General features: G+C 47.4%; 11 protein-coding genes. 3 read left to right on the top strand and 8 right to left on the bottom strand.

Translation table 11 applies throughout. The annotated features are described in order from the left end of the window. Window positions 1-530: 530 nt before the first annotated feature. Entirely contained in the window at window positions 531-653 is a 123-nt protein-coding gene (locus tag QT979_RS08435; RefSeq protein WP_333309194.1) for a hypothetical protein, read from the bottom strand. A 101-nt stretch (window positions 654-754) separates the two neighbouring features. On the opposite strand from QT979_RS08435, the gene QT979_RS08430 reads away from it, so the two are divergent. The 3 genes from QT979_RS08430 to argJ all read left to right on the top strand — a co-directional run bounded on the left by QT979_RS08430 (window position 755) and on the right by argJ (window position 2720). Further along, window positions 755-949 carry a hypothetical protein gene (locus QT979_RS08430; RefSeq protein WP_006631905.1) on the top strand — a complete coding sequence of 65 codons (195 nt, stop codon included), beginning with the start codon at window positions 755-757 and terminating at the stop codon, window positions 947-949. A gap of 61 nt (window positions 950-1010) precedes the next feature. Further along, window positions 1011-1151, top strand: a complete 141-nt coding sequence (locus tag QT979_RS08425) for a hypothetical protein (RefSeq protein ID WP_015176121.1) — start codon at window positions 1011-1013, stop codon at window positions 1149-1151. Window positions 1152-1478: 327 nt separating this feature from the next. Beyond that, the gene (gene argJ / locus QT979_RS08420; protein WP_333309258.1) at window positions 1479-2720 is read left to right on the top strand and encodes a bifunctional ornithine acetyltransferase/N-acetylglutamate synthase; all 1242 of its coding nucleotides are present in this window, start codon (window positions 1479-1481) and stop codon (window positions 2718-2720) included. A 318-nt stretch (window positions 2721-3038) separates the two neighbouring features. Here the strand turns inward: argJ and QT979_RS08415 are convergent, their stop codons facing one another. The 7 genes from QT979_RS08415 to QT979_RS08385 all read right to left on the bottom strand — a co-directional run bounded on the left by QT979_RS08415 (window position 3039) and on the right by QT979_RS08385 (window position 12755). Then, on the bottom strand, window positions 3039-4352 hold the full coding sequence (locus QT979_RS08415) for a hypothetical protein (RefSeq protein ID WP_333309193.1): 1314 nt from the start codon (window positions 4350-4352) through the stop codon (window positions 3039-3041). A 241-nt stretch (window positions 4353-4593) separates the two neighbouring features. Next, window positions 4594-5814, bottom strand: coding sequence for a decarboxylase (locus QT979_RS08410; RefSeq protein WP_333210615.1), 1221 nt, complete (start codon window positions 5812-5814; stop codon window positions 4594-4596). A gap of 109 nt (window positions 5815-5923) precedes the next feature. Further along, on the bottom strand, window positions 5924-7690 hold the full coding sequence (locus QT979_RS08405; protein WP_333309191.1) for an asparagine synthetase B family protein: 1767 nt from the start codon (window positions 7688-7690) through the stop codon (window positions 5924-5926). After that, a complete protein-coding gene (locus QT979_RS08400) occupies window positions 7691-8311 on the bottom strand; it encodes a DUF3859 domain-containing protein (protein WP_333309189.1) in 621 nt (206 codons plus the stop codon). 275 nt (window positions 8312-8586) lie between these two features. After that, window positions 8587-9306: an HAD-IA family hydrolase gene (locus QT979_RS08395; protein ID WP_333210620.1), complete on the bottom strand. Its 720-nt coding sequence runs from the start codon at window positions 9304-9306 to the stop codon at window positions 8587-8589. A 163-nt stretch (window positions 9307-9469) separates the two neighbouring features. After that, window positions 9470-11383, bottom strand: coding sequence for a S9 family peptidase (locus tag QT979_RS08390; RefSeq protein ID WP_333309186.1), 1914 nt, complete (start codon window positions 11381-11383; stop codon window positions 9470-9472). Between the two features lie 178 nt (window positions 11384-11561). Beyond that, entirely contained in the window at window positions 11562-12755 is a 1194-nt protein-coding gene (locus QT979_RS08385) for an NAD(P)/FAD-dependent oxidoreductase (protein WP_333309185.1), read from the bottom strand. Window positions 12756-13157 lie beyond the last annotated feature (402 nt).

The raw sequence follows: 13157 nt of genomic DNA, 5'->3' as shown, positions 1-13157 counted from the left end.
CACGCCTTTCTTAAGGGCTACGCTGTATACACAACTTGAAAAACTAACGTCAGAGCCTTTCGCTCCCCCTGGCATCCTCCTGAAAAAGAGGCTAGGGGGATATCTGGGATTGTGGGTACAGGATAGTTTCTGAAGGGCGGGACTTGATGTTAATTGAAATTATAGGTGAATGGGCGATTGTTTTTCTAGGGGAGGACGATCGCTATTTTTTTTGGCGAGGCTGCTGGGGCTTAATCTATTTTTATCAACAAAGAAAGCTCGCTTTTTGAGGATGGCGAGGGCGATTCACTTAGCCCAAATCTATTATCTAGTTGACTACAAAAAACTTGACTATGCTTGAGCATAGCTGCTTAATCATTGTAAATCTAATTGTGATTAGCTACTTATTAAATTTACTGTTAGCTAAGGCAAATTTGACTCTCTTGAGAGGCAAAATTCTGCATCTATAACTCTGAACCCAACTATAAAGTTATTTTTGCCCTTGGCAATTACGTAGCCGCCAAAATGTGGCTCTTAGAAGACGAATATTGTCAAATTTTGCCAACTGCTGCTTGGGGTTGGGCCTGAATCCACGAGCCAAAGCCCGATCGCACTTCCTGCAACCTCGATCGAGCTTCTCGCCCCATAGCCCAAATTGTAAAGTTTTGTGACAATTTGCATTTGGTAGCTTTAGATACAGAATTGTCTGTTATAGTGATAGAAGAGAAGAAAAAACAAGCCCAACATTAATCTAAAGAATACGGAGGAACCGCATATGTCTACTGAAAATCAAGCTCGCTCTCTGATGATGCGCCACCACCAACTGGTGAAGAACCGCCAGCAATCCATGCTCAACCGCACCGCCACCGAAGTCGGGATGGAAGATACGCACTACTGGGGTCACATTCAAGGCAAACCGCAGCCCAGCTTTCAAGCCAGTTACGATCGCAGCAACGCCACTATGAGCTAGGGCAAGCTCAATTTCGACAATTGTCTACGAAGTTATTACCTAGAATTTGGAGAAATCAGTTATGTCAACTCAAGAACAAGCCCGCAACCTGATGATGCGCCATCAACACGTCGTCAAAAACCGTCAGGAATCCATGTTGAGCCGTGTGGCTGCTGAAGTTGGTTTAGATGCTGGTTCTCCAGCGAGTATCGATCGCAAATAACTCCTTTTTTCAACGGCGAGATAGTTGAATAGAGTTTGTTGTTTGCCACCTAAAAATTAATAATGTCAATTACAAAACCGTCGCGACTTCTTCTTGAGTTCTAACTCTAGATTGGAAGCCGCGATTAGTTTTATGGGGAATTGGGAATTGGGAATTGGGAATTGGGAATGGGAAATTGGGTTCAAAACAATCTAAAATCTAAAATCTAAAATCTAAAATCGTTTGACTGAGCGCTCACGCCGAAGTCTAAAATCTAAAATCTAAAATCTAAAATCTAAAATGGTATAATCCCCTTTCAGCAGATTGAAGGCTACTAGGGAGGTCATGATGTCGGACTGGAAAGAAATTGACGGCGGAGTTACAGCACCCAGAGGGTATCGAGCCTCGGGAATTACAGCGGGCTTGAAGCCTTCAGGCTTGCCGGATTTAAGTTTAATTTTGTCAGAGGTAGACGCAATCGCCGCCGGAGTCTTCACAACCTCCACTGTCCGGGCCGCTTGTGTGGACTACTGCCGCCAGCGTTTGCAAGCTAAACCCAGCGCCAAAGCAATTTTGTGCAATGCGGGACAAGCGAATGCTGCTACTGGCGAACAAGGTTTGGCAGATGCCCTCGAAAGTGCCAAATTGTTGGGAGAAGCGCTGAATATTCCTCCAGAATCAATTCTTTTGGCCTCCACTGGCGTCATCGGACAGCGGATAAAAATGGAGCCGCTGAGGGCTGGAATTCCCCGATTAGTTGCTGAGGCATCGGAAACTGGTTCCGATGCGGCGGCTAAGGCTATTTGTACGACTGATTTAGTGCCGAAAACGATCGCCCTGGAAACCATGTTTGGCGATCGACCCGTCCGCATCGGCGGCATTTGCAAAGGTTCGGGAATGATTCACCCGAATATGGCAACAATGCTGGCATTTGTAACTTGCGATGCAGCAGTGTCATCGCATTTGTGGCAAGAAATGGTGAGTCGGGCGGCTAACAGAAGTTTCAATCAAATTACTGTTGACGGCGATACCAGTACCAACGATTCGCTAATTGCTTTGGCAAACGGTCAATCCCGCACACCGGCAATTACGGAAATGGGGGCAGATGCTGAAAAATTAGAGGCGATGCTGACAGAAGTTTGCGTGCATTTAGCAAAGGCGATCGCCCGTGACGGCGAAGGTGCAACTTGTTTGGTGGAAGTGCAAGTTAGTGGCGCCCTGGATGAAATTTCTGCGAGTAAAATTGCCAAAACAATTGTGGGTTCTTCTTTGGTGAAAGCTGCTATTTTCGGACGCGATCCGAATTGGGGCAGAATTGCGGCGGCGGCTGGGCGCGCTGGTGTCGCTTTCGATCAAGAGAATTTGCGGATTCAATTGGGGGATTTTTTGATGATGGAAAACGGGCAACCTAAAGAGTTCGATCGCGCTGCTGCAAGTAATTATATGAAAGCGGCTGCGGAGGGGGAATATTTGAAGGCTGATACGGTTGTAATTCAGGTTAGTGTCGGGAATGGCAGCGGTTTTGCGAAAGCTTGGGGATGCGATTTGAGTTACGACTACGTGAAGATTAATGCGGAGTATACGACTTAAAAAAGTTCACGAGGTTACAAGTCCGGGCGGTTAGAAACCGCGCCTACACAAACAAAACCAGATGACGGCGGGTTAAAGGCAAATTTCACACAATTTAAACTAAACTTCCCCCGGTGGGGGGAAATTAAAAAATATGAAACCTTTACTCACCGAGTTAATCTCAGCTTTTTTGCTCCTCCTTTTTAAATCGCGGAAGCCCTTACAAATATCAGCTTTTTATGATTTTAACAAAAGAGCGCTAAAAATCTTATTCAGACTAAATTTCAAGACTTTTTAAGGTTATTATTAATAAGTTTAAAAAAGTCTTGAAAACACGCCCTAGCCGAAACTATCGGAGACAAACACATAGCCACCACCATACCCGACAGCATTATCCACTAATATTAAGCCGTCGTTGGTCTGCGGATCGCCACTCTGAGCAAGTCCATAATTCACCACGCGCAACAACCGCTGCGGCGTAAACGATTCTAATTCCACAAAATTGCCTGCATCCAGCCATGCTAGTTCTTCGGCTGTTAAACTTTGCCTTACAGCGTCGGGTAATTGACGGGCTGTTTGTGCCATTGTTTGAGATTTCTGCACAAACATATCACGGGTTGCTAAGATTTGACGGGGAGAAATTCCCAAATCAAAAATCGTCACCGCTTGACTCGCAAACCACTCTGGACTGGTTCGCAGTTGATGTACTAAGCCAACTCCAGGAGGACTCGCATTGTGCAGTGCATATACTTTTAAATCGGTATTGCGCCGCAGCATTTCGATTACGGTGTTGAAGATGCTTTGGGGATAGCCACTAATACTAAGAATGGCGCAGTTGTTTTCAAAATGAACGTTGTTGGCAATGAGGAATTGAGCTATTTCGTCACTGTCACAGATAATTGCGCGATCGAAGCTGTAGGCGCTAACTTCCGGAGCGATGGTTGCGGGCAAAGCCTCTTGACGAGCAGCAGGGAGCAGTTTTTCTAATGCGCCGTTCACCCTTTGCCAGTCTCGCAGCCATTTATCGCTCTGCGCTGAATTAACAATAAATACTTCACTAATTTCGTGTAGGCGATTTTTTTGTGAAATGCCGAGCCAGTAGGAAAATAGCCCTAGCAAAGTCGCTGCTATGTACCTTGTCAAAGAAGCAGCTAGCAAGCTGATGGGAATGGCAGTCACTAGAATAATCAACCCTAAAGTTTGTAGATTTTTAGCATTATTTCTTCTGCCGCGAATACCTTGAGCAGGAGACTTGCTGTCATCGAAAAATAGCCATATCCAAATCAAATTGTAGAGAGCGAAGGGAATACTAAGTGCGAATTGTGATGAAAAAATAGGAAGACCGAAGCTACTGCCGATTCCTCCCAATACGAAGCTAAAAAAGAAGTAGAGAAAAATCCCACTGATTCCGGGCGTGCGAGATTTAAGCTTTTGATCAATAAAATACAAAAACTGTTTGTGCGTAAAAAACAACATATTTTGGCTGGAAATATTTTCGATCGCCTTTTTGAAAAACGGATCGGTGAATGCTAACTTTTTATCAGTGACGCTAGTCGGTTCAAAAACAAACGGATGGTTGCACCGCTTACAGCGACCTGAGTTGCTTGTACGATCGCTCAAAATGTTGTCGGTATTACACTGGACGCATTTCATTCCCATTTCGGTTACTCCTGATTGATTTAATGGATTTATATCGTTGGCGGTTGTTTTGGAATGATTTAACCGCAGAGGGCGCAGAGGACGCAGAGGAAGAGAAGAGAGATAATAAGTAGAAGGAAGAAGGAAGTTCGGCAACGGATTCGCTCCACGGATGTAACGGATGTAACGGATGTCAGTCCGATGGAAGTCGCAAGAAGGAAGAAACTATGCCCAATGCCCAATGCCCAATGCCCTATTAAAATATTTGCCCGTTTAACAAGATAGAATAGTCTTCTCGCTGTCGAATTAATCGATCGCCCTTAGCATCAATCAACACTTCAGCAGGGCGGGGGCGGTGCAGAAAATGTGACGACATCGCATAGCCGTAAGCGCCGCTATCCAAAATCGCGATCGCATCTCCAATTTTGAGTTTCGGTAGCCAACAGTTGCGCCCCAAATAATCCCGCGAATAAGTGGTGTTGCCACAAATATCCGTTTCGTGTCGCGATACATCGTCGGTTTCCCAAGTTGCGATCGCCCGATAGCCTCCGTGCACCGCAGGCACCGATAGATTTGATACAGTCGTATCCACACCGACAATTTGCCGATCTGCCAACCACTTCACCGACACAACTTTCGCAAGCAAAACGCCACAACCTGCGATCGCCGATCGTCCCGGTTCAATCACCAACTCGATCGGGCGAGATAGCGCACTCAATCGTTCAGTAATCGCCGCACCAAACTCCCGCCAGTCAAACACTGCACCGCCTCGATAGGGATAGCCAAAACCACCGCCAAAATCGAGGGTTCGCCAATCTGGCAACTGTTGGGCGATCGCAATTAGGCGATCGATCGCCTGCGTAAAAGCACTCGTGGCGTTCGTTCCCGTCCCCCGATAAAAATGCAGTCCAGTGATGCTAAACCCTTGCTGCTGCGCGATTTCGTTCGCTTTTTCAAATTCAGCGGGACGCACTCCGATTCGACTGTCTCCCGTCAATTCCGGTGAGTTGAGCCGCAGTCCGATTTCGGGACGGCGCGATCGCGGTTGACTCCTGAAATATTCGCAGAAATCCTGGAGTTGCGACAGACTATCGAAATTAAATCGATCAATCTTCCACTCAATCAATTGCTGAATATCCGCCCTGTTGAGGTTACTGCCGGTGTAGACAATATGATCGCCCGTAAAACCCGCTTTCAGCCCCAAAAAAACATCGCCCGGTGTATTCGCGTGCAGCCCCCAACCAGCTTGCTGAATCAGTTGCAACAGAGCAATATTGCCATTGGTGACAGTAGCAAAATGAAACTGAACGCGGGGATAGTCGATCGATCGCGTAATGTGCTCAAGGGTTTGATGGAGGATATCGGCCTGATACACATATAAGGGCGAACCATAAGTTGACAAAAGTCGCTTAGCCATTGCTTCCGAGAACGGCGGCGAATGTATTTTGGTTTCATTCTCTAGCAAAGATTCAATCATATAGAAGAAGTTCGGCAACGGATTTTGTAACGGATGTAACGGATGTTCGGCAACGAATTATTTAACGGATGTTCGGAACAGGGAAGATTGTAAAATTAACTGTCAACTGTCAACTGTCAACTGTCAACTGCCTTCGATATTTCCAAATGCGTTGCCCGATCGCCGGTGGCAACCAAAACACATGATCCAGCGATCGCTTAACCGGAATTTCGCCTAAAACCTCGGTTCGCCATGCCTGCCACATCAGCAGCAACCAGAGATTATTGCCAATATAGCGATCGCGCATGGCAACTCCGAGTTGTCCCGATAACATCGAGTCAGCCAAATAAGGTTGCCAGCAATTTTGCGATCGCAACAGATTCGGATTCAGTCGATCGCCGATCGCAGCCCAAAACTCGCGGTAATACCAAACCTTCAACGGCACACCCATCCCGCGCTTTTCCCGCCAGATAATTTCCGGCGGCAACCAGCGTTCGGCAGCTTTCTTGAGGATGTATTTTTCGCACGCACCTTGCAGTAGCAGCTCACCTGGCAGTTGAAACGTCCATGCTGTGAGGTCGGGGTCGCAGAAGGGCGATCGCACCCACAAACCGCAAGCAAACCCCAATGCCGTTGCCCTCGGCTGAATATTTTGGGCACCTTTGAGCATCAGCGAAGCGCGCCGTAGCCTCGCTAGCAGGGAAGGACAGGTTTCGAGATCGATCGCGTCTTGCAGGTAAACGCTCAAATCGTGAGACTGGATGCGATCGAGCATTTCTGGCGAAAAAATCTGTTTTTCATAACCATAAAATCGCTGAAACGTCCGCAAATACTGCTGTTCAAAGGTTTCTGTTCCGGCTGGATGTTCTGCACTGTAAACTCCGTTGGCAATCAAAGGTTTGTTCGTCCATCCAGCAAATAGCTGATCGCCATTCTCGCCATTGAATACAACTCGCACGTCTTGTGCCGCCGCCTGTTTGAGCAAAAACAGCGGGGCTGTTGTGCCATCTCCATAGGGTAAATCGAGGGCTTTGGCGGTTGGCCCGATCGCGCGCAACACTGCATCGCCCGTCGCCGCCACTCGGATCAGCGGAATCTGGAAAAAGTCCGCCACCTGTTGGGCGTAGGGCAGTTCGGAATAGGCTTCGACACCAAAATCGAGGGCATAGGCGCGCACTTGCAAGCCTGCTTTCACTAGCAGCGCCGTCACCAGGGAAGAATCGATGCCACCGGAGAGTAAAACGCCCACGGGTTCGTCGATCGGCAAATCGGCCACTTGTCGATCGATCGCCTGTTGCAAAAGCGCTTGCAATTGTGCGATCGCCTCATCCTCACGGCGCAGTAGTTGGGGTGCTTCTTGCCAAGCCGATGGCAGCGATTCCCTACGGGATAGCTTCGCCGCGCGTACTTTCGGCACATCGTTAACATCGGCGATTTCCCAAATCATCTCGCTTCCGGCTGCTACGGATGCAATTTGCTCGATCGGCGTTAACGGCGTGGGCACGTAGGAAAAGCAAGCATAACTATGTAGGGCGATCGGGCTAATTTGAGGGGAAGCAATCAGCGGTAGCAGCAATTGCATCCGCGTCGAAAACCAAATCGTTTCTCCCAACTGCATCCAGTAAAGCGGCACTCGCCCAAACGGATCGCGCCCCAGCCGTAGCTGTTTCGCTTCTACCGCCGCCCAAGCATCTCCCGGTAAATAGGTTGGCCCAAATCGCCCGCAAGAATTCAGCGTCACTGTGTCAGCCGTGAGTACAGATGCAGAGGCGATCGCCCATTCTGATAATTTGCCCTGGCGAATGCAGTAATCTGGGACTAAACGGCTGAGTGTTTTTGTGCAATCGTCCAGTCCCCAATAGCCGATAAAATGTGAAGGTTTGTCGATCGCACCCATCTATTTCACCGTGAAAGGTTCACTGCTAATCACGCGCCCATCCAGGGACATCCGAACTTCCCATTTGCCGGGGGCTGCAGCCGATCCGAGATCGTAAAAGCAGTGGGTATTCCAAACCGCAGTATCGATCGTGCGAGTTTGATACCTGCCCTGATGAACAATGTCACCGCTGGGGTTAATCCAATCGCATTGCAGAGACAACTGATTGGCGATCGGAGCATTTTTCAACGTCACCTGGTAGTAGATGCGGGGACTAATTTGACGGTTGACTTGAATAAGGCTGTCACCGCCCTTTTGAGATAGGGCAATTCGATCTTCTCCTGCGACAACTTGAGCAGTTTGTTGCTGATTTTGCCCGAAAAGCACGCCTATCCCGATCGCAGAAATAACAACAACTGTCGAGGCGATCGCGATCCAACGGTTGCGTCGCTGCTGTTGTTCTAGGGCTTCGCGGCGGCGCATTTGGGCGATCGCATCTTCTAAAAGCTCATCAGGAAGATTCAACTCCCGTAAAATTTCTCTTACCTGATCGGGTTCCAATTCTAACTCGCGCTGCTGCGATAACTTGTCGATCTCAGCGATCACCTGTGCTAATTGAGTTTGAGTGAGTCGATGTTCCATAAAGTTCTTTCCAGTTAAAAGTTAGATATATAAATCACCCCTCTCTTCTCTTCCTCTGCGCCCTCTGCGCTCTCTGTGGTTAAATTATCCATATTATTCAATAAATAGCTCTCAAAGTCAATTCATAAAAATCATAACCTTGACCTCATAAAAATCATATTTATAGGACTTAGCATGGGTGCCCAGAAACCGGGGCTTTTTACAAAAACACTTCTTTGCAACCTGCATATTAGGTAAAAAACCAAGTTTCTTTGTCCGAGTGAATAAATCCTGACTTATATAAAATCCAGACTTGCAAATTCCTCAACTTTTTGAGACTCGATTAAAAAGGGCCATTTGGCTAAATCTAGTTTTTCCTGTTGGCGATTCAACCAAATTGCATTTAATCCCGCCTTTTTAGCACCACAATAATCTGCTTTGAAGCTGTCGCCGATATGCAAAACGTTTTCCGCAATGCAGTTGTGCTTTTGCAAAGCTGCGGTAAAAATTTGAGAGTCTGGTTTTGCTGCACCAACTTCGGTAGAAATTGTCACTGATGTGAAATATTCTGCTAAATTTAGTGCTTTTAATACTGCATAAATTCTGGAATCGAAATTCGATACTACTGCTAATTCAATTCCTTGTTGCTGCCACTTATTTAAGGCTGGAAATACGTCGGGATAGACGAACCAAGGTTCGGCGGTGGCAAAATGAGCGTATAGTTCGACAAAAAATTTGGGAAAGTCTGAAAACTCGTGGAAAATGCCTGCTATTTGGAATGCTTTTGCGGAAACTGTTTGCCACCACTCAAATTCTAATTGGGGAATTTTTGCCGCTTCTATCCCTGGAAATGCCATTGGACTTGCTGAGGCGAAGCTTTGGGAAAATGCTGCATTTAACTCTTCACTCTTAACTGTTACTCCAAACCTGTGGGCTATTTGTCCGTATACCTCGCCGACGCTACCGCGAACATCAAATAGTGTACCGGCGGCATCGAGAAAAATAATTTTGGTCATTTGAGAAGAAAAAGGGAAGAGGAAAGAGGACTTATCGCACATCCGGTTGCATCGGAATGATTTAACCACAGAGGACACAGAGAACACGGAGGAAAAGAAGAGAAGAGAAGAGAAAAGAGATTTGAATGATTCCTTCTTTCTTCTTCCTTTTTCTTTTTTCCTTCTAATTAGTTGTTTGCGGATTCACCACACCAGAATGATTGGCAATGTTGTCCCCAGGTTCAAATCTGCCTCCTAAATATTTGGCTAGGAATTCTTCGGCGATCGCATAAAAGTGCAGGCGATTTTCGGGGCGCGCAAATCCGTGTCCTTCGTCTGTATAAAGCACGTATTCTACAGGTTTGCCGGCTTGCTTCATGGCATTGACAATTTGCTCGCTTTCTGCTACTTTCACTCGCGGGTCGTTAGCACCTTGGGCGATTAGCAAAGGTTTCTGGATGCGATCGACAAAAGATAAGGGGGAGATCGATTTCAGAAACTCTGGTTCTGTTTCTAAATTGCCGACGCGGTGATACAGACTTGCTTTTCTCGGTTCCCAGTAAGGGGGAATCGTTTGCAGCAGTGTAATCAAATTGCTTGGCCCGACAATATCGACGGCGCAGGCAAAAACATCGGGACTAAAAGTCAATCCCGCTAAGGCGGCATAACCACCGTAAGAACCGCCCATAATCGCAATTTTATCTGGTTGGGAAATTCCTGTTTCTACCAGCCAATTAACCCCATCTAGCAAGTCGTCGTGCATCTTAGCGGCCCATTCGCGATTGCCGGCATTGAGAAAGGCTTTGCCGTAGCCGGTGGAACCGCGAAAATTGATTTGCAAAACGGCGTAACCTCGGTTTGCCAGCCATTGGGCTTGTGGGTTGTAACCCCAGGTATCGCGTGCCCAGGGGCCGCCGTGAACAAGCAAGACTGTCGGTACGGGTGTGGCGACACCAACCGGTTTTGTCAGGTAGCCGTGAATGGTTAAACCATCTCTTGCGGTGTAAGAAATGGGTTCCATTGATGATAGTGGTAGCCCTTCGAGTTTGGGTTGATTGCTGAACAGAAATGTGAAAGTTTTGGAAGTGCGATCGTACACATAGTAGTAAACTGGGCCGTCGTCTGTCCTGTAAGCGATTAGCCAAGTGGTATCGGCGAGGTTCCGGCTGGTAATGGAGAATTCGCCGGGGCGAAATTTGCCGAGTTCCTCAAAATCCTCTGCTATGCTTTGGTCTAAAATCTGCCACTCTTGCTTGTCTTTGTAGAACGAAACCGCCTGAATCTCTCGTTTGGTGGGGTGTACGACAATGTTGCCGACATCGTATTCTGGGTCAGAGGCGAGATCGGTTTCTTGTTTGGTTTCTAAGTCTAATGCGATTAAACGTTTGGCGTTAGCATCATGATTGCCGATGATGTAAAGAATTTTGCCGTTTTCTGAGAACATGACGGCACCGCCTTCGTCGTCGGGGCCCCAGCTTCGCAGGCTTTCCCAAGACTTGTCCGCAGTTTCCCGAAACACCAATTCTGAGCCGCCATCGGCAGTTGTGGCTGTGGCCGCCCGCACTTGGAATTGGGCGTCAGCAGCCCAACCGACGATGCTACCTGGGTTGTCGGTGTCGAGTTCAACGGCACCGTTTTGCAGGTTGATGCGGTAAACATCGTGTTTGCGCCGATCGCGGATGTTCATTCCCACTAATATTTCATTGGGGAAGTTGCGGTCAAGGGCAATCAGATGAGCTCGAACACCTTGAAATGGTGTCAAGTCGCGAACCAGATTTGACTGAATATTGACTGAGAATAAATGCCAGTTTTCATCACCATCAATATCTTGCTGATAAATGAGATCTTCGCCGCTGTACGTCCAGTAAAAGATGCGAATGCCTCGTTTTTTATCGGCTGTCAGTTGGCGATCGCCTGCTTGACCGACGGTACGCAATTGCACTTGCAAAACGTTGTGTTCATCGGGTGCAATGTAGGCGAGATACTTGCCGTCGGGTGAAAGTTGGGGGCGGTTTTTTTCAGGATTTCCGAACAGAATCTCCCGCTCTATCAACGGTGGAATTTCAGTTTTTGGCTGTTGAAATGTGGAATTTTGCATTTTTTCTCCTGCCTAATATTCTCTGAATCTACACTCCGATAGAAAAAACCAGGTTTTTACCAAATATGCGCGTAGTAGTGAAGTATTTTTGTGAAAAACCCGGTTTCGGAACCGCCCTCATAAGTCCTACAATCAATAATAAACCGTCAACTGTCAACAGTTAACAGTCTACAATCAACTAACTTTTAAGCAAATCCTGAATCGGTTTACTAATCCAATTGAAACCAACTTTTAGCTGATGGTCAAATGTTGGCATTCGATAGAGATAGGCTAGGCGGCGAGCAATGTGGGCTAGTTGTCCGTCGAGTTTAATTCCTAAACCGGCGAGGGTGGCGTTGTCATTTCCTAATGTCATCATTTCTCCTAGCGGCTGATAGCGGAAAGGAAGTAATGGGCGATCGGTGAGGGAGGCCCAAATGTTCCATGCGGTGTAGTCAGCTTGCTGGAAGGCTGTTTGGGCTGTTCCGGGGACTTTTTGATTAGTTGCATCGTGGCATTCAGCTAAGTCTCCCAAGGCAAATATATCTGGATGGTCGATAATTTGCATTTGCGAATTGACTATTAATTGACCGCGGCGGTTTTGTTTGAGGGGTAGCGATCGCACTGCTTGACTAACTTGAGTTCCTACTGTCCACAGAACTATGTCTACGGGAAGAACATCTAATTGTCCTTTGTAAAGTAAAGATATTGTGTCCGATCCGATCGCCTCTACTGCTGTTTCTAAGTCGATCCACACTTGCCGTTTTTCTAAAGCTTTGCTGGCGGCTTCGCGGTTAAACTCCGGCGATGTCCGCAGAATCATGTCGCTTTGCTCAACTAACCGGACGCGACCTTTGTCTCCGAGTCGATCGGCTAATTTACAAGCTAATTCTACTCCTGAATAACCGGCGCCGACGATCGCAACCCGAATTTTGTCGTTGTTGCTGGCTTCTAAAAACCGCAGTCTTTCTTCTAAGCGGTAGGCGTCGTCGAGAGTGCGAAATGAGTAAGCGTATTCAACGGCACCTTTGACCAGATCTAGGGGGGTTTCGCCGCCTAAAGCTAAAACCAGGCGATCGCACGGAATTTCTGGCCCGTCGTGCAACTGCACTCGCTTTTGCTCCACATCAATGCCGGAGACAGTACCTTGACAAAAGCGCACGCCTGTGGTTTCCAATAGTTCGGCAAATGGTGGAGCAATTTCCCAGGTTTGGAGTTCGCCGGTCACGAGTTCGTAGAGCAGGGGAACGAACAAAAATCGATCGCGGCGGTCAACTAGGACAATTTCTGGTTTTTGGGTTTTGGAGAAGGGTAACTGACTCAAGCGCAGGGCTGTGTAGAGTCCGCCGAAGCCTCCGCCGAGAATACAAATCCGGGGTTGTTGTTGAGTCATGGTGTTTTGTTTGAGGGGCTCACGGTAGCAAGGAAACTTATCTTATTCTAACGAGAGTGAGGGAGTGGGTAAGGGAGACTGGGAGACTGGGAGACTGGGAGACTGGGAGACTGGGAGACTGGGAAAATCTTCCCTCTTTCCTTTGAACATCAACATCCATCTGTTAAACCCGTTAAACTCACACCTAGAGCATCATTCTCAATAAGCTTTTTATGGGCGGACTCTTCGGCCCAACCCCTACTCCCCATAAGAAAATGCACTTGTTGTGGAACAGGCCCGAAAGGCCTGTTAAGCGAGAATGGTGATCGGGGCGTGAGTTAAATCCATTAAATCCGTTACACAATGCCTTTCCGAACTATTTTCTATATCTATAGCCTTGATTAGCTTTACCTATTACCCGCC

The organism is Microcoleus sp. w2-18bC1, assembly GCF_036700365.1.
In the GTDB taxonomy this organism is placed as follows: Bacteria; Cyanobacteriota; Cyanobacteriia; order Cyanobacteriales; family Microcoleaceae; genus Microcoleus.
The sequence above is the reverse complement of the archived record's forward strand: the minus strand, read 5'-3'. Positions and strand labels throughout refer to the sequence as shown.